At 68.0% G+C, this 18925-nt stretch carries 16 protein-coding genes and 1 pseudogene; 5 read left to right on the forward strand and 12 right to left on the reverse strand.

The window, feature by feature from the left end; all coding sequences use genetic code 11:
- Window positions 1-6 precede the first annotated feature (6 nt).
- Entirely contained in the window at window positions 7-660 is a 654-nt protein-coding gene (gene fabR, locus ACGHX3_RS07190) for an HTH-type transcriptional repressor FabR (RefSeq protein ID WP_249720267.1), read from the reverse strand.
- A gap of 102 nt (window positions 661-762) precedes the next feature.
- Here fabR and ACGHX3_RS07195 point away from each other — a divergent pair, with 102 nt between their 5' ends.
- Both ACGHX3_RS07195 and ACGHX3_RS07200 read left to right on the forward strand, forming a co-directional pair.
- On the forward strand, window positions 763-1866 hold the full coding sequence (locus tag ACGHX3_RS07195; protein WP_394696902.1) for a ferredoxin reductase: 1104 nt from the start codon (window positions 763-765) through the stop codon (window positions 1864-1866).
- A gap of 263 nt (window positions 1867-2129) precedes the next feature.
- Window positions 2130-3017: pseudogene (locus ACGHX3_RS07200) on the forward strand (fatty acid desaturase family protein); the annotation flags it as partial.
- A gap of 4 nt (window positions 3018-3021) precedes the next feature.
- Here ACGHX3_RS07200 and ACGHX3_RS07205 read toward each other — a convergent pair.
- From ACGHX3_RS07205 to ACGHX3_RS07225, 5 genes are all read right to left on the reverse strand, one after another.
- Window positions 3022-3402: a hypothetical protein gene (locus ACGHX3_RS07205; RefSeq protein WP_213601432.1), complete on the reverse strand. Its 381-nt coding sequence runs from the start codon at window positions 3400-3402 to the stop codon at window positions 3022-3024.
- Window positions 3403-3465: 63 nt separating this feature from the next.
- Window positions 3466-5244 carry an ABC transporter transmembrane domain-containing protein gene (locus ACGHX3_RS07210; protein WP_394696903.1) on the reverse strand — a complete coding sequence of 593 codons (1779 nt, stop codon included), beginning with the start codon at window positions 5242-5244 and terminating at the stop codon, window positions 3466-3468.
- 109 nt (window positions 5245-5353) lie between these two features.
- On the reverse strand, window positions 5354-5941 hold the full coding sequence (locus ACGHX3_RS07215; protein ID WP_394696904.1) for an IMPACT family protein: 588 nt from the start codon (window positions 5939-5941) through the stop codon (window positions 5354-5356).
- Window positions 5938-7065 (reverse strand): hypothetical protein, encoded by a 1128-nt coding sequence (locus tag ACGHX3_RS07220; protein ID WP_394696905.1) that lies wholly within the window; start codon window positions 7063-7065, stop codon window positions 5938-5940. The genes ACGHX3_RS07215 and ACGHX3_RS07220 overlap by 4 nt, the downstream gene beginning before the upstream one ends.
- A gap of 2 nt (window positions 7066-7067) precedes the next feature.
- On the reverse strand, window positions 7068-7586 hold the full coding sequence (locus ACGHX3_RS07225; protein ID WP_394697255.1) for an RNA polymerase sigma factor: 519 nt from the start codon (window positions 7584-7586) through the stop codon (window positions 7068-7070).
- Window positions 7587-7885: 299 nt separating this feature from the next.
- On the opposite strand from ACGHX3_RS07225, the gene ACGHX3_RS07230 reads away from it, so the two are divergent.
- The gene (locus ACGHX3_RS07230) at window positions 7886-10795 is read left to right on the forward strand and encodes an EAL domain-containing protein (RefSeq protein ID WP_394696906.1); all 2910 of its coding nucleotides are present in this window, start codon (window positions 7886-7888) and stop codon (window positions 10793-10795) included.
- Between the two features lie 48 nt (window positions 10796-10843).
- Here the strand turns inward: ACGHX3_RS07230 and ACGHX3_RS07235 are convergent, their stop codons facing one another.
- The 6 genes from ACGHX3_RS07235 to xseA form a co-directional block, all read right to left on the reverse strand.
- The gene (locus ACGHX3_RS07235) at window positions 10844-12616 is read right to left on the reverse strand and encodes a von Willebrand factor type A domain-containing protein (protein ID WP_394696907.1); all 1773 of its coding nucleotides are present in this window, start codon (window positions 12614-12616) and stop codon (window positions 10844-10846) included.
- Between the two features lie 109 nt (window positions 12617-12725).
- On the reverse strand, window positions 12726-13070 hold the full coding sequence (locus ACGHX3_RS07240) for a ribonuclease E inhibitor RraB (protein WP_213601420.1): 345 nt from the start codon (window positions 13068-13070) through the stop codon (window positions 12726-12728).
- Between the two features lie 62 nt (window positions 13071-13132).
- Window positions 13133-13690 (reverse strand): hypothetical protein, encoded by a 558-nt coding sequence (locus ACGHX3_RS07245; protein WP_394696908.1) that lies wholly within the window; start codon window positions 13688-13690, stop codon window positions 13133-13135.
- A gap of 22 nt (window positions 13691-13712) precedes the next feature.
- Complete coding sequence (locus ACGHX3_RS07250) at window positions 13713-14891, reverse strand: peptidoglycan-binding protein (RefSeq protein ID WP_394696909.1); 1179 nt, start codon at window positions 14889-14891, stop codon at window positions 13713-13715.
- Between the two features lie 29 nt (window positions 14892-14920).
- Window positions 14921-15514 (reverse strand): hypothetical protein, encoded by a 594-nt coding sequence (locus tag ACGHX3_RS07255; RefSeq protein ID WP_394696910.1) that lies wholly within the window; start codon window positions 15512-15514, stop codon window positions 14921-14923.
- Window positions 15515-15655: 141 nt separating this feature from the next.
- Window positions 15656-16984, reverse strand: coding sequence for an exodeoxyribonuclease VII large subunit (gene xseA / locus ACGHX3_RS07260; RefSeq protein ID WP_394696911.1), 1329 nt, complete (start codon window positions 16982-16984; stop codon window positions 15656-15658).
- A 119-nt stretch (window positions 16985-17103) separates the two neighbouring features.
- Here xseA and ACGHX3_RS07265 point away from each other — a divergent pair, with 119 nt between their 5' ends.
- Window positions 17104-18387 carry a sialidase family protein gene (locus ACGHX3_RS07265; RefSeq protein WP_394696912.1) on the forward strand — a complete coding sequence of 428 codons (1284 nt, stop codon included), beginning with the start codon at window positions 17104-17106 and terminating at the stop codon, window positions 18385-18387.
- 64 nt (window positions 18388-18451) lie between these two features.
- Entirely contained in the window at window positions 18452-18865 is a 414-nt protein-coding gene (locus ACGHX3_RS07270) for a DUF2946 family protein (protein WP_394696913.1), read from the forward strand.
- Window positions 18866-18925 lie beyond the last annotated feature (60 nt).

Raw genomic sequence — 18925 nt, forward strand, 5'->3', positions numbered from 1 at the left:
CGCCGGTCAGCGGGCGCCGCCGCGCGAGAGGGCGCGCGAACCGGTGATGATCAGGCGGACCATTTCCGAGAGTTGTTCGATCAGCTCCGGGTCTTTCTCCGGCGGTAGGTCCATCGCGGTGGCGCCCATGGCGAAGACCAGGCGGGTGATCGCCTTGGAGACCAGTGCGGGTTCGTACAGCGGCGCGTTGTCGCGCGCGGCCAGCCGGATCAGGTCGATGCACAGCTCTTCCTCGAAGAACTGCAGTTCGCGCTCCACCGCGTGCTTGAAGGCGTCCGAGCCGACATTGCCCTCGCGCAGCAGCACGTGCAGCAGCTTGTCGTCGGCGCGCAGCTGTTCCATGAACGCTTCCACCGAGCCTCGCACCACGCTGCGGTCGCTGCTGGTGGCGCGGTGCCGCGCCTCGCCGATGATCTTGCGCAGCGAGCGGCCGGCCAGGTCGATCAGCGCCACCGCCAGTTCGTCCATGTCGCGGAACTGGCGGTAGAAGCTGTTCGGCGCGATGCCGGCCTCCCGGGCCACTTCGCGCAGGCTCAGGGTGGAGACGCTGCGGTGGGGGCCGACCAGTTTCAGGGCGGCCGCCATCAGGTCTTCGCGCGAAATGGACGCCTTGCGGCCGGGGCCGTGGTCGTCCTGGAGCTGCGGTTGCGGGTTGGGAATCACGCGAAGGGGCCGGGCATACGGGGTGGTAGGGGCATCATAGCCCCGTAAATTAATATACAAGTGTATACACAAGCGTCTTCACGACGGTATAGTGCGCCCATGAACGCTCAGATCCGTCCGATCCCCCGCCGGCCCGGTCCCCTGAAACGCCTGATCCGGCCGTTGGTGAAGCCGGATGTCTTCGATTTCTGGGCCACCCGTTTCCATCGCACCTGGACCTGGGAGCGCCCGCTGGCCCGTCTGGTCGCGCGCGAGGTCGCCTCGGCCGACGCCGTGACCCTGCTGTTCAAGCCCAACCGCCACTGGGGCGGCCATCGCGCCGGCCAGCACGTGAACCTGGGCGTCGACATCGACGGTGTCCGCGTGACCCGCAGCTACAGCCTGACCGCACCGCCGCGCGCGGACGGGCTGCTGCCGGTCACCGTTAAGGCGATCGAAGGTGGCCGGGTCAGCCGGCACCTGTGCCAGGGCGCCCGCATCGGCGACATCGTCGAACTGGGCCAGGCCTTCGGCGAGATGACGCTGCCGGCGTCGTCCCCGGGCGCCTTTCTGTTGCTTGCGGCGGGCAGTGGCATCACTCCACTGATGGCGCTGGTACGCGAGCTGGCCGGGCAGGGCATGCCGGCCGACCTGACGCTGATGTACTGGGTGCGCCGCCGAGAGGAAGCGTGCTTCCTCGACGAATTGCGTGCGCTGGCCGCCGAACATCCGCGCTTCCGCCTGCGATTGCTGTTGACGCGCGATACCGCGTCGTTCGCCGATGAGGCCGAAGGCCGCATGGATGACGCCCTGCTTTCTATGCATGTCGGTGACGTCGCCAACATGCAGGTGATGGCCTGCGGTCCTGGTGGCTTCGTCGAAACCGCGCGCAGCCTGCTGGCCTCGCGCGTTGCCGCCTTCCAGGCCGAAGCCTTCACCGCGCCGCCAGTGACGGTGTTGGATGAGGGTGAAGTCGACATCCGCCTGCAACGCAGCGGGCGCACGCTGCGGGTGCCGCGCGGCGAATCCCTGCTGGTGGCCCTGGAGCAGCACGGACTGAAACCGCCGTCCGGCTGCCGCATGGGCATCTGCAACACCTGCGCCTGCGGCAAGTCCGCCGGCAGCACGCGCCACCTGCCCAGTGGCGAACTGATCCACGAACCCACCCAGGCGTTGAAGCTGTGCATCCACAGCGCCGCCACCGACCTCGAGCTGGACCTATGATGGCCTCTTCCCGCAACCGCAAGCTCACCGTCGCCGAACTGGACCAGTTCGGCGAGGAACTGGACGCGCTGCGTGCGCGCACCGTGGCGACGCTGGGCGTCCGCGACGCGCGCTACATCCGCAATGTGGTGAAGGCCGTGCGCTACACCAACCTGATCGGTCGCGCGCTGCTGTTCGCCGCCGCCGTCGCCGGGGGTCTGTGGCTGGCCGACAGCGCGGTGGGCTGGCTGTTCTGGGTGCTGTGGGCGCTGGGCGCGTTCTCGCTGGGCCTGGGCAAGATCCTGGACAACATGGAGCTGGGCCACAACGTCATCCACGGCCAGTACGACTTCCTGGGCGACCCGCAGCTCAACGGCAAGACCTACGACTGGGACATCGTCGCCACCAGCGACAACTGGCGGCACACGCACAACTTCCGCCACCACACCTACACCAACGTGCGTGGGCTGGACGATGACATCGGCTACGGGCTGCTGCGCATCTTCCCCGAGCAGAAGTGGCGCCCGTTCTACCTGGTGCAGCCGTTCGTCGCGGTGGTGTTCGCGCTGCTGTTCCAGTGGGGCATCGCCATCCAGGACCTGAAGCTGGGCCGCTGGTGGAGCGGCAAGATGACCAACACGCAGCTGCGCCGCAAATCCGCGCCGGTGGTGCGCAAGATGGGCAGGCAACTGGCGAAGGACTACGTGATCTATCCCGCGCTGGCCGGCCCGTTCTTCCTGCCGGTGCTGCTGGGCAACATGGTCGCCAACGGCCTGCGCAACGTGTGGACCTATGTGATCATCTTCTGCGGCCACTTCACCGCCAACGCGGAGACGTTCCCGAAGGAATGCATCAAGAACGAATCGCGCGGCCACTGGTACCTGCGCCAGTTGCGCGGTTCGTCCAACCTGCGCGGCGGCTTCCTGATGAATGTCCTGTCGGGCAACCTGAGCCACCAGATCGAACACCATTTCTTCCCCGACGTGCCGGCCAACCGTTACGCCGAGATGGCCAAGGAAGTGCGTGCCATCTGCGCGCGCTACGGCCAGCACTACAACACCGGGACGCTGCTGACCCAGTTCGGTCAGGTCTGCTGGCGCATCGTGCGGCATGCCTTTCCCAGCCGCCCGCGCCGCGTGCCGGCGCTGGTGCAGTCCGACGCGATGGCGTAAGCCGTCAGGGAGTGTCCGGCGCCGCGGCCTTCGCCGCGCGCGCCACGTCGTGCTTCAGGCGCCACTCGGCGAAGAACGAGGCCGAGATCAGCGCGGTGCCGAGCAGGCCCAGCCACTGGAACCAGGGGTTCTCGAATACATCGTCCGCCAGGTCGTTGCCCTGCAGTTGCAGGCGCAGCAGGCGTACCTCGGTGGCGAGTGCATTGGCGCCGGTCTCGCCAGGATGCCGGGCTTCTTCGGCTTTGACCGCCAGTTGCGTCATCGCGGCCCGTGACGCGGCATCGTCATCGGGCCTGCGCTCGACGACCACGACCAGCGCACTGGTCACCAGGATCAGGGCGGTGCCCAAGCCGCGCAGCAACGGCGGCAACGATTCGGGGATCATGCGCGGCTTCCGGCCGGGAGACGGGCGCATCCTAGACCACGCGGTGCGTGGCCGTCACCGCCGTCAGTCGAGGAACTGCAGCCGCGCCAGTTCCGCATACAGGCCGTCCTGCGCCAGCAGTTCGGCGTGCGTGCCTTGGGCGACGATGCGGCCCCGGTCCATCACGACGATACGGTCCGCTTTCTGCACGGTCGCCAGGCGGTGTGCGATGACCAGCGTGGTGCGGCCGTCCATCAGACGCTCCAGCGCATTCTGCACGGCGCGCTCGCTCTGAGCGTCGAGGGCGCTGGTGGCTTCATCCAGCAGCAGGATCGGTGCGTCCTTGAGCAACGCGCGCGCAATGGCGATGCGTTGCTGCTGGCCGCCGGACAGGCGGGCGCCGCGTTCGCCGAGTTGGCTGTCGAAGCCGCCCGGCAGTTCGCGGATGAAATCGTCGGCCTCGGCGGCTTCGGCGGCGGCCTGCAGTTCGGCATCCGTGGCATCGAGCTTGCCGTAGCGGATGTTCTCGGCGGCGCTGGCAGCGAAGATCGTCGGCTGCTGCGGCACCAGCGCGATGTGTTCGCGCAGGTCCGCCGGCGCCAGCTCGCGCAGGTCCACGCCGTCCACCCGCACGCTGCCGGTCTGGGCGTCGTGGAATCGCAGCAGCATCGAGAACACCGTGCTCTTTCCGGCGCCGGAGGGGCCGACCAGGGCGACGGTTTCGCCCGGATGGACAGTCAGGTCGAAATCGTCGAGTGCGGGCAGGTCGGGGCGGGACGGGTAGTGGAACGAGACGTTGTCGAAGCGGATCTCGCCTTTCACCGGCACGGGCAGCGTGCGCGGCGTTCCCGGCGCGCGGATCGCAGGCGTTTCGTTCAACAGCTCGGCGATGCGGCCCATGCCGCCGGCCGCGCGCTGCAGTTCGTTCCAGACTTCGGCAAGCGCACCGACCGAGCCGCCGCCGATCAGGGCGTACAGCACGAACTGGCCCAGCGTACCCGCGCTCATCGTGCCGTCGATGACATCGTGCGCGCCCGACCAGAGCACCAGCGTGATGGCACCGAAGATCAGCGTGATCGCCGCGGCCGTGACCCAGGCCTGTGCGCGGATGCGGCGGCGTGCAGTGTCCACCGCGGTGGCGATGGCGGCACCGAAGCGGCCGCGTTCGTAAGGTTCGCGCGCATGCGCCTGCACGGTACGCACGGCGCCCAGCGTTTCGCTGGCCAGCGTATTGGCGTCGGCCACGCGGTCCTGGCTCGCACGCGACGCTTTTTCGAGCCGGCGCGCACCCAGCACGATCGGCAGCACCGCCAGTGGGATGCCGATCAGCGCGAAGGCCGCCAGTCGCGGGCTGGTCACGAACAGCATGCCCAGGCTGCCGATCACCGTGACGCTGCTGCGCAGGGCGACCGACATGCTGGTGGCGACGACCGTCCGCAGCAGTTCGCTGTCGGCGGACAGGCGCGACACCAGCTCGCCGCTACGTGTGCGGTCGTGGAATTCGGCGTCCAGTCCGATCAGGTGGCCGTAGAGCTGACCGCGCAGGTCGGCGACGACCTTCTCGCCAAGCAGCGACACGAAATAGAACCGCGCGGCGCTCGCCAGTGCCAGCACGACGGCCACCACGAACAGGAACAGGAAGGCGCGATTGATGTTGGCGCCGTCGGTGAACCCGTTGTCGATCATCTGCCGGAAGGCGACCGGCAGGCTCAGCGTGGCGGCGGAGGCCAATGCCAAGGCCAGCAGCCAGGCTGTGAACAGGCCGGCATGCTGGCGCACGAACGGCCACAGCGCACGCAGGGTGCCCAGCTTGGGCTTGGGTTTGGCGACAGCGTCGTCCACTGACTCGGCAGGGGTACTCATAGAGGATCCGTCTTCAAAGCGGTTGTGGAAGGGACTTCAGTGCTGACCAGGCCAGCGTGCCGCGTCGTCCCGAAGTCCCTTCCACAAACACCTGCCGTCGACCGGACGATCAGGCCGGTCCGAGGAAGCGCACCCGGTTACGGGTGGCGTCGCGCAGCTGTGATTTCAAGGCATCGACGCGATCCGCGGGCAATTGCACGCGCAGCCGCGCGCCATGCTCGTCGAAATCCTCGTCCTGCTTCGCCGCGCTGTGGACCACCAGCGCCGCATGCACATGGCCCAGGTCGTCGAACGGGCAGGTCAGTTCGACGGTCGCCCAGGCGACGAGGGGCTCCCGCGGCGCCAGCCGCAGGCACTCCGCCGCCGCGCCGCCATACGCCCGCACCAGGCCGCCAGCGCCGAGCTTGATGCCGCCATACCAGCGGGTCACCACTACCATCACCCGGTCGAACCCTTGGCCATCGATCGCCGCGAGGATCGGCCGGCCGGCCGTACCGGCAGGCTCGCCGTCGTCGCTGGACCGGTACTCCTGCCCGATCCGGTACGCCCAGCAGTTGTGGGTCGCGGCCGGATCGCCGATCTCGCGCAGGAAGGCGAGTGCGTCGTCGGCGCTGTCGACCGGCGACGCCTGCGCGAGGAAACGGCTGTGCTTCACCTCCAGCAGTTGCGAGGCGCGTGCGGCGAGGGTGTCGCTCACGGATTGCCGAGCAGTGGGCGCAGGTCTTCCGGCACGCGCTGGAACGGATGCTCCTGCACGAACAACTGCAGGCTGCGCAATGCGTTGGCGTCGTCGCCCAGGTCGCGGCGCAGCCGGATGCGATCCAGCCACTCGTCCGGCGGCAGCCGCGTGTCGGCGTCGACCGGCACCTGCAGATCGGTACGGCGAAGGGCGTTGCGGGCCGCACTGGGCTGGGCGCTCCCTGCGCTGGCAGCCGGAGGCGGAGGGGGAGGAGGTGCGGCGGCGGGCGTCGGTGCCGGCGCCGACACGACGTCTTTCGTTCTCGCCTGACGGTCCCGCGACTTCACCCGGCTGCCGGTCACGGCAATGGCGTCGAGGGTCGTGTTCTCTCCGGCCTTGGCGGAGGCGTCCTGTCGCGGTTCGTCGAAGCGGGCGCGTTGCTCCTGTTCCTGCTGGGCGGCGGCGCGATACAGCGCGCGCTCTTGCAGGTCAGCTTCCGGTGCGGTCGTGGCAACGACACCTTGCGGCGAGCGCGAATAGCCATCGATGTCCGCCGGGAACGCTTGTGGCGCCGCGTCCGGTGCGGGTGGCGCGGGCAGGATGGGGGCAGGGATCAAGGCCAACGGGCCGCGCTTCGGCGCGGGTTCCTGGCGCGCGGCGGCTTCTGCGTTCTGGCGCGCCGGTCCTGATGCCGTCGCGGCGCGTCCGACAGGCGAAGGCGGCAGCACCTTGGCGGGCATCGGAGGCGCGACCTCCTGCGCCACGATGGCGGGAGGGGCGGGCATGTCGGCGACCGGTGCGGCGGCATCCGCGGCAGCGACTTCGCGTTCTTCGGACACCACGCCGACCGAGCGCTCGGCCGCCATCGGCACTTCGCTGGCGACCGGGACTTCGTGAACCGGGCGAAGCTGCCAGGCGATGCCGGCCGCGAGCAGCACCGAGGCCGCCACGCCCATGCCGAGCGGCCAGCGACGACGCGAGGGAGGCACGTGTCCGCCTGTCGCCGGCGCCGCCTGCACCGCCGCCCGCGCCGCACCCAGGATGCGGGCGTCCAGTTCGGGCGAGGGGCCGCCATGCGGTCCCAGGCGCGCGAGCGACTGCGCGAGGGCGCGCTCTTCGGGGGTCAGGGGCTCGTGGGGCATGCTCATTCGTTCAACCTCGTCCGCAACCGGTCCATCGCATACCGCAGTCGCGATTTCACGGTTTCCCGGCCCACGCCGGTGATCTCGCCGATCTCCTCCCGGGTCAGTTCCTGCTCCAGCCGCAGCTGCAGCACTTCGCGCTGCTCCGGCGGCAATTCATCCATGGCCAGTTGCAACCGCCGCCGTTGCTCGAACTCGGACAGCTGCCGCTCCGGCGTCTCCGGGTCGGGGACGCGTGCCATGCGTTCGTCCGCGTCCACCGGTGCCGCGGGGCGGTGCTTCGATGCGCGCCAATGGTCGTTCAGGCGATTGTGCGCGATCCGGTACAGCCAGGTCCCGAACGCCGCTTCCGGTTTCCAGCCCTGGCGCGCGCTGATCACGCGTTGCCAGGTGTCCTGGAAGAACTCGTCGGCCAGCGCCGCATCGCGCAGGTGCCGCAGCAGGAACCGGTACAGCGGGCCGCGGTGGCGGGCGTAAAGCTGTTCGAACGCCGACGCGTCGCCCGCGGCGTAGGCCAGCATCAGGGTTTCGTCGGCGGGTTCGGCAAGGTCGTTCACCGCCACCAGCGTAAGCGGTCCCCGCGTGTCCGTGAAGCTGGCGGCCTGTCGGGGGACCGCCGTGTTCATCCTGGACCTGCCATGCGCGGGCAGGACGGACGTGGAGACATCGGCGGGAGCGGGGAGAGCGGGCACGTGCATGGCAAACGGCCGAGCCCCCTTGGCGGGGTTGTCCCGGCGGTTTCCGTTCAGGGGGTGGCAGGCGGTATGCTCGCTGCGGGGGACTTCCGGATACCGCCTTCCGACTGGGTCGGATCACGACCATGCCTACGCCATCGATCAGCGCCGACAACCCGGCCAGCGAAGACGCCTCCCCGGCGGAACGGATCGCGCAGGTCCTGTGCGGCTTGTTGCCGGCCGGTGCGGAACTGGCCGTCTGCTGGCGCGACTGGGCCCTGGGCAACGGCAGCGGCGCGACCCAGGGCGCATCCGGGGCGTTGCGGCGACGCGCCGAGCACGCGCTCGCCGAGACCGCCGTCGAACACGACGGCCCCAATTCGCGCGCATACGCGTGGGACAACGCCGACGGCAACGCCCGTGTCGCCCTGGCGCTGGCGCTGCCGGGTCCATTGGCAGAGGCTGAAGAAGCCTCCTGGGTACTGCTGGCACGCACGCTGCTGGTGACCTCGCTGGATGCCTCGCGGGCGCAGGCGCGGGTGGTGTCGCTGGAGAAGTCCAAGCGCCTGCAGCAGGCGCTGTATGAGATCGCCGACCTGGCAGGCGCCGACCTCGAGATGCCGGAGATGCTCCGCCGCATCCACGCGGTGGTGAACTCGCTGATGTACGCGGAGAACTGCTACATCGTTTTGTACGACGACCAGCGCCGCACCGTGCGGTTCCTCTACTTCGCCGACCAGCGCGACCCCTACATCGCCGAGCCCGAGCGCGAGTTCGGCGAAGAGGAAATGGTCAACAGCATGACCTTCGCGCTGCTGCGCCATGGCCAGCCGCTGCGCGGACCGTCGGCGGTGATCCGGCAGAAGCTGGGCGTGGTGCGCGATCCCTCGCACGGCCCGGACAGCCTGGACTGGCTGGGCGTGCCGATGCGCCGCGACGACCATGTCTGCGGGGCCATCGTCGTGCAGAGCTACGACGCACCCGCCAGCTACGCCGACGAGGACCGCGCACTGCTGGGCTACGTGGCCCAGCACATCCTCACCGCACTCGACCGCAAGCATGCGCATGTCGAGCTGGAACACCGCGTGGCGGTGCGCACCCACGAGCTGCAGCGCGCCAACCGCGAACTGCAGGCCGAGATCATGGAACGCAAGCGCGCCGAGAAACTGCAGCGCGCGCTGTTCCGCATCACCGACCTGGCCATCACCTCGGACAGCCTGGAGCGTTTCTACGCCGACGTGCACACCGTGGTCGACGAATTGATCAACGCGCGCAATTTCTACATCGCGCTGGTCTCGGACGATGGCAGGGACCTGAACTTCCCGTATTCCATCGACGAACGCGACCCGATGCGCAAGACGCGGCGCATGACCAATGGCCTGACGGAGTACGTCATCGCCACGGGGCGTCCGCTGCTGGCCGACCGCGAGGTGATCGGCCAACTGGCCGAGGCCGGCAAGGTCCAGCAGCACGGTCCGCCGGCCTACAGCTGGCTGGGCGTGCCGCTGTTCCGCGGCGAGGACGTGGTCGGTGCGGTGGTGGTGCAGAGCTATTCGGAAGAGGTGAAGTTCACCTCGCACGACCAGAACCTGCTGACCTTCGTCGCCCACCACATCGGCAACGGCCTGGACCGGCAGCGGGCGCAGGAACGTCTGCGCAGTGCGCATGCCGAACTCGAGCGCCGGGTCGACGAGCGCACGCGCGAGCTGGCCGAGGCGAACCACCAGCTGCGCTCGCAGATCGGCGAGCGCCTGCGCGTGGAGCAGCAGCTGACCCATCAGGCCACGCACGATGCGCTGACCGGCCTCCCCAACCGTCCGCACCTGCTGGATCGCCTGTCGGCGGCGATCGAGCGCGCGCGGCATGGCGATGGGCAGGCGTTCGCCGTGCTGTTCCTCGACCTGGATCGCTTCAAGCTGGTCAACGACAGCATGGGCCATGCCGCCGGCGACGAACTGCTGGTGGAAGTGGCGCGCCGCATCACCATGAGCGTGCGCGACGAGGACGTGGTGTCGCGCCTGGGCGGCGACGAGTTCGCGCTGCTGGTCGAATACGCCGATGGCGTGGAGAACGTGCGCGATTTCGCCCAGCGGCTGCTCGCCGTGCTCGGCCTGCCCATGTGGGTGGCCGGGCGCGAGCTGTTTCCTTCCGCCAGTCTCGGCATCGCGGTGTGGCACCCGCGTTACCGCAACGGCGAGGAGCTGCTGCGCGACGCCGATGCGGCGATGTACCGCGCCAAGGAACAGGGGCGCGACCGCTGCGCCCTGTTCGACGAGGCCATGCGCGAGGCGGCGGTGCAGAGCCTGGATCTCGAAGCCGACCTGCGCCGGGCGATCAACCACCGTGACTTCCTGCCGTTCTACCAGCCCATCCGCCGCATGGACGATGGCCGCGTCATCGGCCACGAGGCGCTGCTGCGCTGGCGGCACGAGCGCCGCGGCCTGCTGCTGCCGGCGGAGTTCATCGGCCTGGGCGAGAACAGCGGCCTGATCGAGCAGGTCGATTGGCTACTGTACGAACAGGTGGTGCGGCAGATCGCGCGCGGCGTGGAAGGCTACATCTCGGTCAATGTCTCGCCACGGCATTTCCGTTCGCCGGACTTCGGCGACCGCCTGCTGGCGATGTTCGAGGCGCAGGGCGCGGATCCTTCGCGCCTGCGGCTGGAGATCACCGAGGTCGCACTGCTCGATGACGCGCCGCGGACGCTGCGCATCCTGCGCACGCTGCGCCAGCACGGCATCCTCGCGCAGCTGGACGATTTCGGCACCGGCTTCTCCGCGCTGTCCTACCTGCACCGGTTCCCGATCTCGGTGCTGAAGATCGATCGCAGTTTCGTGTCCGGCCTGGGCAACGAGGCGCGTCCGGAAAGCCTGGCGCTGGTGCGCGCCATCCTGGCGCTGGCCAGCACGCTGGGCATCGAGACGATCGCCGAGGGCGTGGAGACCGAGGAGCAGCGCCAGGCCTTGCTGGAACTGGGCTGTCATCTTGGCCAGGGATATCTGCTGGGACGGCCTGCGGCGAACCTCGAGAAGGTCGGCATTACCGACGCTGCCTGACGACGTGATCGACATGGGGGCGGCATCCGTGCCGCCCCATGGTTCCGGTCATTCGCCCGCGATTGCAGGTGCGTCGTCCTTCACTGCCACCAACCGGTGCGCTTGGTCGACCATGCCGACGAATTCCGCTTTAAGGCCATACGGGTCGCGTCCCTTCGCTGCACGTGCGGTGCGTGCCACGTCGTTCCAGGTCCAGCCATCGACGCGCTGGCCACCACGCAGCAGGTCGGCATACGCCGCCACGGCGCTGGCGAACCGGAACGCATCGCTGGGTTGCGTGGTCAGCGATGTGCGCGCGATCGGCGTTTCGATCAGGCGGCTGCTGTCCTGGTCGGGCAGCTTGTAGCGCAGGCGTACGTGCGCCACTTCGGCCGTCGACGCACCGGCCGCGACCTGCTTGCCCCCGTAGCGCAGGGCGGGCAAGCGATCCACACCGCTGCCGACGGGCGTGATCTCGTAGAGCGCGGTGACTTCGTGGCCTGCGCCGATGTCGCCGGCATCGACCTTGTCGTTGGCGAAGTCCTCGTTGGCCAGCACGCGGTTCTCGTAGCCGATCAGGCGGTACTCCGACACCACGGCGGGATTGAACTCCACCTGGATCTTCACGTCGCGGGCGATGGTCAGCAGCGTGGACTGCATTTCATCCACCAGCACCTTGCGGCCCTCCTGCAGCGTATCGATGTAGGCATGGTTGCCGTCGCCGACATCCGCCAGCTTCTCGGCCAGCGCGTCGTTGTAGTTGCCGGTGCCGAAGCCGAGCGTGGTCAGCGCGATGCCCGATCTGCGCTGGTCGGCGACCATCGTCTCAAGCGCATCCTGGCTGACCGTGCCCACGTTGAAATCGCCATCGGTGGCCAGGATCACGCGGTTCACGCCATCCTTGACGAAGGCCTGCTTCGCCATCGCGTACGCCAGCCGGATGCCGTCGCCGCCATTGGTGCTGCCGCCTGCCTGCAGACGGTCCAGTGCGGCGAGGATTTCACCATGCCGGTCGCCTGGCGTAGGGGGCAACACGAGGCCTGCGGAACCGGCGTAGACGACGATGCTGACGCGGTCCTGTGCGCGTAGCTGCTTGACGAGCTGGGCGAACGACTGCTTCAGCAGGGGCAGCTTGTCGGGAGACTCCATCGAGCCGGAGGTATCGAGCAGGAATACGAGATTGGCCGGGGGCAGGGTCGCTTTCGGCACGTCGTAGCCCTTGATGCCGACCATCAGCAGCTGGCGCTTGGCGTTCCACGGCGCCGGCGCGAGCTCGGTGGTCACCGCGAACGGCTGGCTGCGGTCGGTCGGCCCGGCATGACCATAGCGGAAGTAGTTGATGAATTCCTCCGCGCGCACCGCATCGGCGGGTGGACGCTGGCCGTCGCGCAGCATGCGGCGCACGTTGCTGTAGCTGCCGGTGTCCACGTCGACGGAGAACGTCGAGACCGGCTCGTCCAGCGTGCGGCGCACCGGATTGTCGTCTCGGTCGGCGTACTTCTCGGTGTTGACGGACGTGGCGTGCGGCACCGACAGCGCATGGGCGGCGCGGTACTCCACCATCATGGCGGGAGCGGGCGGGGGCGGCGGTGCCGAAGGCGCGTAGGCCAGTCCGGCAGGCGCCACCGCCTTGGCGTGCTCGCTGCGCACGCGGCTGCCGGTCACGGCGATGCGGTCGAGCGTCGCTTCTTCGCGCTGTGCAGTGCCGGCCTGCTGGCGGACGTAGGCATCGGCGGCCACGGCGGCTGCGTCGGCTTCAGGGGAGTGCTGGGCAGTGGGATTGGACTGGCAGGCCGCCAGCAGCGCGGCGGCCAGGAGGGTGACGGTCAGGCGGTGCGACATGGCGCGACTCCGTGTGGTGTGGGACAGGGAGTCGAACGCGCGGGTCTGGAAAACGGGGTTGGACGGAGGGGCGCTATTTTTTTCCTGCCCCCAGACGTGCCTGGGATTGTCAGTCGATGGCGCCGACATCCATGCCGTCATAGGCATCCAGGCCATGCTCGTCGGCGAAGCGGTACAGGGCCTGGTTGCGCTCGTGCAGGCTGTCGGCCGTGTGGACTTCCGTCTTCTCGACATGCAGCCACCACAGGTCCGGATCCTTGCGGTTGTCCTTGTCCTCCAGGTAGAGCGCGATCACGCGGTAGCCCTGTTCCTGCAGCAGCGGCACTACCGCCTCCAGTGCGGGACGCGAACCATGGGTGAAGAAGTAGCCCCACACCAGCGGCTTGCGCAGGTCCCACGACGTTTCCCTGGCCATGTTGTCGAACATCTCGACGAGTTGTTCGTGGGTGATCATGTAGATGCTCCTGATGCAAGGACAGCTGACGCGCCAGCGAAGGATGAATTGCACGCCATCGACTAGGGCATGGGTCGCGGCCGCGCTGGTCGATATTGGCGCCGGTCGCCCAATCGTCGGCTTTCCGTGTCGATATTGACACAGATAACGCCGCCACAAAGGATTGCGTCCGACGCCGCATACGCCTGCAACACAGGAATGGCATCCTCGTGGCGTTGCAGCTCACCCCTGACGGCTACCAGTTCCTGGCGATAATGAGCCAGTGTCATCCAGCCGCAAAGAAGCACGAGTAGCAGGGTCGCTACAGCGACCCCGCACCAGATCGACAAGGTCCTGTGCACCGTCTGGAGTCGCGCCGATACGTCGTGGCCAAAGCCGGTTGCAATAGGCGACAAGGTCTTTATTGCGTCATCGGCTATAACCGTGGAGGCATTCTCGACGATCGTCTTTACCTGGCTGCTGCTGTAGGAAAGCGCATCCTGCAACGCCCGCATGTGTTGGTTGACCTTGGCCTGCATGCTGGCTTCGCTTTGTTCGAATTTGGCCATCATGGCGGCCTGAAGCTTGAGCGAGTTGTGCAGGGATGCCATAAGGCTGCGGAGTTCTTGTTCGTCGTACATGGGCAGTCCCTTGCCGCAGCGGTCAGATGGATAGCCCGCGAGCGAAGGGCTCGCGAAGCGTGTCCTGCTGATGCACATCCTGTGATGGACCTTCGGTCAGAAGTTCACGGCCCCATTGCTCGAGTTTCAGGATGTGGTCGGACCCGGCGATCTGTGCGATCACCCGGTTCGCGGCTCTGTCATCGCCCGCGAAAACAGCGGCAGCCAGTCGGTCGAGGTCCCGGTCGCCCGTGCCCGCATCGGGTTGTGTTATGCGGTCCCGACCGGGCAGTGGTTGGACCGTGTCTGGTGGAGGCTGGCGATCGTCAGGCCGGGCGTTGCATTGCTCCGCGGCACGTTCGATCTCCCTCAACGTTAAGGGGTCCGCCCGTCCTGTTACGGCGCGCGCGTGCTGCTCCTGGAAACTCCGGACGGCCTGTTCCGTTTCCTGGGTAAAGACGTCGCCCGTGGGCACGCGCCGGTTCCGTTCGGCACGGAGGTCGAGCGTGCGCAGCTGTTCATTGAGTTGTCGAACTTCCTCGCCCGTCTCAAGACGGCGTAGGGCACCATCCTCCATGGCAGGTCGGCCGACCGCAGGCAGGACAGGGTTGCCGGCGGGAACACGTCCCGCGTCGAGGTCAGCGACGAATTCCGGTGTCAGCACGGCATGCCAGGCGTCATAGCGGTTCAACCTGTCTTCCAGACCATTCTCGCCGTTGTTGATCGCAAGTGTCGTCTTGGAGACATCATCGCGCTCCTGTTCAGGCACTTCGTTCTGCCAGAACCAGAGGGCGATGCGTTCGCCGTTTCCACGATCTGCAGCAAGCTGGGGATGGCGTGTCAGATCCAGCTCCAGCGCCGCTCCCGCCGTTGCATAGTTGTTCTCTCCGGTCAACTGCGTGTATCCGCGGCCACGATACAGATAGCCATCGCCAGCATCGTCATTGCCCATACGGTTGCCGTACATCAGCCGCGCCAATTCCTGGGGCCTGCCTTGCAGCGCCTCCAGTCGTGCCGACTCAAGCGCTTCAAGGCCTTCTCGACGCGCGGATCTGACGGGGATCTGGTTGATGCCCCGCGTGTACCGGAAGCTCTCCTCCATAAGGGTGAAACCTGAAGACTCGTGGCCCATCTGCGCCATGAAGTTGGCCATTTCCTCGCGCGAGGTTATGCCTGCTTCGCGTGCCGCACGCAGCAGGGAGAGTTCGTTCTCGTTCGGCATCGAAGAAATCCTTTTCGACGGAAGCTGGGTCAGGGAATCGCATCTGCCGGGTAGTCGGCAGGATCGAAGCGTTCCAGGAATACGGTGTCGGCACGGGAAAGATCTTGCTGTCGCTCCACGGACCTTCCCTCAAGGCGGTCCAGTCCGTGATGGACGATGCTGACCAGTCGCCATTGTTTGTTCCCAGGCATGTAGTCGAAGCTGTACTCGCTGGACCACAGCTCACGCGAGCCGCCCTCGAAGCGGAGCTTCAGCTCGCCCTTCGCGGCGCTGAGGCTTTCAAGCGGGTCTCCCATCATTCCGCCACAGGCACGGCAGAGGATGGCATGGGGACTGTCTAGCGCCTCCGTCAGCGAGCCATCAGGACCGCGCAGAAAGATCAGCAGTCCTCGCGGGCGGGAGCCGTCGATGCGCTCGCGATCGATGATCAGCAGGACATCGTCGTCGCCATCCCCATCCGCATCGCCGCTAACCTTCATCACCACCGATGCTTCTTTGATGGCGAGCCTCACGATGTCTTCCTCGCCGATGGAGGGCGACGTGACGCAAGCCGTCAACCAGATACATGAAGCGAAGAGCGTGGTTATGCAAAGCTCCTGGCGCATGGACATCTCCTTGGCCATACATGGCCTCCGCCGCAACGGCGAAATGTAGCCACAGGCTTGGCGCCATTTCCATTTACATTGTTGCGTCGAGCGGCCCTGACCCTGCGCCGGGTATGGACATGCCAGCAAGCGGGTCCCGAATCCGCTGCTGCGGCGACGTCAGTCCACGGTCAGTTCCAACGTTCCATCCGCAAGGCGGGCCTGGACCTTGTCTCCGTGTTGCACCTGCGCCACCGAGCGCACCAGCGTGCCGTCTTCCTTGGTCACCAGGGCGTAGCCGCGTGCGACGGTCGCCAGCGGGCTGACCGCTTCGAGCGAGCGGGCGAGGGCGCGCAGGCGCAGCGCATCGCGTTGCAGGGTGCGTGCAACGGCGGCCTGGGGGCGAGGGGCGAGGGCGAGCAGGCGCTCGCGCAGTTGTTCGAGGCGGCGTTGCGGTGCGTGTGCGCGCAGGACAGCGTCGGCGTGGCGCAGCGATGCGATGCGACGGGCCTGCTGGTGGTGCCACAGGGCATGCAGGCGGCGCGCAGCGTCTTCCTGTCGTCGTCGCAACGCTTCCAGTCGGGCCTGCGGGCGCAGCGCGTTGAGGCGCAGGCTGGCGCGATCGGCACGCTGCATCGCATTGCGCAGGCGCTGCGCCTGGGTGGCGGCGAGGCGGCGCTGCAACACCTGCACGCGCGTCAGCAGGTCGCGTCGGTCGGGCACCAGCAACTCGGCGGCCACCGACGGCGTGGGCGCGCGCAGGTCGGCGGCGAAGTCGGCGAGGGTGAAGTCCGTCTCGTGGCCGACGGCGGACACCACGGGAACCGGCGACGCCGCGATGGCGCGCGCCAGCCGTTCATCGTTGAACGCCCACAGATCCTCCAGCGAGCCGCCGCCGCGGGCCACCAGCAGCACGTCGTAGCGACCGCTGCGCGCCGCACGCTGCAGCATGTCGACGATCTGCGCCGCCGCCGTCTCGCCCTGCACCTGCACGGGCAGCACGTCGACCTCCAACAGCGGGAATCGCCGCTGCAGGACACTGAGCACGTCGCGCACGGCCGCACCGGTCGGCGATGTCAGCACGGCGAGTCGCTGTACGTGGGCGGGCAGGGGCCGCTTGCGGGCGTCGTCGAAAAGGCCTTCCGCGGTGAGTCGCGCCTTCAGTTCCTCGAACGCGCGGCGCAGTGCGCCTTCGCCGGCTTCCTCCAGGCTGTCGATGACCAGTTGGTAGTCGCCGCGCGCTTCGTACAGGGTCAGCCGGCCGCGCGCGAGTACGCGCAGGCCCTCGCGCGGGGCGAACTTCAGCCACTGGCTCTTCGGCTTGAACATCGCGCAGCGCACCTGTGCGCGTGCGTCCTTCAGCGTGAAATACAGGTGGCCCGAAGCCGGACGCGTGACGTTGCCCAGCTCGCCCTCCACCCACACCAGCGGGAACGCACCCTCGAGCAGGTCGCGCGCCAGCGTGTTCAGCTGGGTGGGCGTGAGGATGTCGCGGGCGGTGTCGGTCATGGGGCAAGGATAAACGCTCGCGACGAAGGACACCGCGAATGCCTGCGACAGGCGGTCGCAGGCGGTGGGGCGCGTTCCGTGCTGGAATGGCGCGCTCCCGTCGGCCGGAATCGTCCTCCATGCTCACGTCGCGCTGGTCCCGTCCCTTGTTGCCGGTGTTGCTCGCCGCGCTGGCCGCCTGTTCGCCCCCGGGCGAACCGGTGCCCGAGGCCGTTGCGCCCTCGCCCGTCGTGGACGTGGTGGACCTTCCTTCGCCGCCGGGCGCCGCACAGCCCGACCTGGTCTCGACGCCGGACGGTGCGCTGCTGTTGAGCTGGATCGAACCGGTGGACGGGGCAGGCCATCGGCTGCGTTTCAGCCGCCGGCCTGCCGGGACGGAGGACTGGGAGTCACCGCGCACGATCGCCGAAGGCGACACGTGGTTCGTCAACTGGGCCGACACACCGCATGTGTATGCACTGCCGGACGGCTCGCTGTGGGCGCACTGGCTGCGCAGTACCGGGCCGTCGCGGATGGATTACGGCATCGACCTGGTACGTTCCGCCGATGGCGGCACCACGTGGAGCGCGCCGCAACTGGTGCATCCGTCGGGCACGCCCGGTGACCATGGTTTCGTGACGTTCTGGCCGCAGGCGCGCGACCGGCTGGGTATCGCATGGCTGGACAGCCGGCAGAAGGCAGCGTCCGGACATGCGGGTCACGACGGTGGAGGACACGACCACGCAGGCGGTGCGGCGATGATGCTGCGTGCCGCGACCTACGATGCGCAGGCGACGCAGGTGGGAGAGTGGCCACTGGATACGTCCACCTGCGACTGCTGCACCACCTCGTCCGCCGTGACGGATCGTGGCGTCGTAGTCGTCTACCGCGGACGCGGCCATGGCGAGATCCGCGATACGCGCATCGTTCGCTTCGACGGTCAGCGCTGGACGTCGCCTCGCGACGTGCATGCGGATGGCTGGAGGATCGCCGGTTGCCCCGTCAACGGACCGGTGGCGGTGGCGGACGGTGCCACGGTCTGGGTCGCGTGGTACACGGAAGCCGGTGGCGTGCCGGAACTGCGTGCGGCACGTTCGGACGACGCCGGCGATACGTTCGGTGTGCCGGTGACGCTGGCGAAGGGCATGCAGGTGCTGGGTCGCCTGGGTCTGGTGCATGGCGATGGCCACCTGCTGGTGAGCTGGCTGGAGCAAGCGCAGGACGAACGCCAGACGCTGGTGCTGGCGCGCTACGACCACGCCTGGGCGGGGGCGCAGCGCGTCGATGTCGCGACGCTGTCCGCACGTGGACGCGCGAGCGGCATCCCGCGACTGCAATGGCACGACGATGCCGCCTGGCTGGCGTGGACCGATGTGGCCGGCGAAAAGCCGCGGTTGCAAAGCGCACGCGTCGTGTTCCGCTGATGCGCCCGGGTGCGACACTCCGTCGCACCTGACCTGCATGACACGCTCCGGTTAGAATCCCGCGGTGATCCGTTCGTCCGTCTTCCTCCGACCGATGCTGCAGCTGGCTTTGCTGGCGGCGCTGCTGATGGCGTTCGCGCCGTCAGTCACGCGGTGGGTGACCGCCACGGGATCGCAGGTGCTGGCCGGCTGGACCGAGCTGTGTACAACCCATGGCATCAAGTGGGTCGATACGCGGGCCGAATCGCCGGTCGCCAAGGCCCCGTTCGGCAAGGCGCCATCACCCGCCGGCATGACGATGGGTGCCGATTGCGCCTACTGCACGCTGGCCGCGGCATTGCCGCTGTTGCTGCTCTGTATCGCCCTGCTGTTTCCGCGCCTCTCGGGCGGCTTCCTCGTGGGGTTGCCGGCGCTTCCACGCGTGGGACGACTGCGCCTGCGCGGCCTGGGCGGGCAAGGGCCGCCCGTCCTGCTCTGAACCACAAGACCCCTGGTTGACCTTGCGGCCCGTGCGCCGCGTCCTTGTGCTTTGGAGTGT

This window comes from Pseudoxanthomonas japonensis (assembly GCF_043632995.1).
Classification (GTDB): Bacteria; Pseudomonadota; Gammaproteobacteria; order Xanthomonadales; family Xanthomonadaceae; genus Pseudoxanthomonas_A; species Pseudoxanthomonas_A japonensis.

Coding starts and splice junctions, on each gene's coding strand:
- ACGHX3_RS07195 (WP_394696902.1), top strand. CDS start 763: ATGAACGCTCAGATCCGTCCGATCCCCCGCCGGCCCGGTCCCCTGAAA.
- ACGHX3_RS07205 (WP_213601432.1), bottom strand. CDS start 3,402: ATGATCCCCGAATCGTTGCCGCCGTTGCTGCGCGGCTTGGGCACCGCC.
- ACGHX3_RS07210 (WP_394696903.1), bottom strand. CDS start 5,244: ATGAGTACCCCTGCCGAGTCAGTGGACGACGCTGTCGCCAAACCCAAG.
- ACGHX3_RS07220 (WP_394696905.1), bottom strand. CDS start 7,065: ATGCCCCACGAGCCCCTGACCCCCGAAGAGCGCGCCCTCGCGCAGTCG.
- ACGHX3_RS07225 (WP_394697255.1), bottom strand. CDS start 7,586: ATGCTGGCCTACGCCGCGGGCGACGCGTCGGCGTTCGAACAGCTTTAC.
- ACGHX3_RS07230 (WP_394696906.1), top strand. CDS start 7,886: ATGCCTACGCCATCGATCAGCGCCGACAACCCGGCCAGCGAAGACGCC.
- ACGHX3_RS07235 (WP_394696907.1), bottom strand. CDS start 12,616: ATGTCGCACCGCCTGACCGTCACCCTCCTGGCCGCCGCGCTGCTGGCG.
- ACGHX3_RS07240 (WP_213601420.1), bottom strand. CDS start 13,070: ATGATCACCCACGAACAACTCGTCGAGATGTTCGACAACATGGCCAGG.
- ACGHX3_RS07245 (WP_394696908.1), bottom strand. CDS start 13,690: ATGTACGACGAACAAGAACTCCGCAGCCTTATGGCATCCCTGCACAAC.
- ACGHX3_RS07250 (WP_394696909.1), bottom strand. CDS start 14,891: ATGCCGAACGAGAACGAACTCTCCCTGCTGCGTGCGGCACGCGAAGCA.
- ACGHX3_RS07255 (WP_394696910.1), bottom strand. CDS start 15,514: ATGGCCAAGGAGATGTCCATGCGCCAGGAGCTTTGCATAACCACGCTC.
- xseA (WP_394696911.1), bottom strand. CDS start 16,984: ATGACCGACACCGCCCGCGACATCCTCACGCCCACCCAGCTGAACACG.
- ACGHX3_RS07265 (WP_394696912.1), top strand. CDS start 17,104: ATGCTCACGTCGCGCTGGTCCCGTCCCTTGTTGCCGGTGTTGCTCGCC.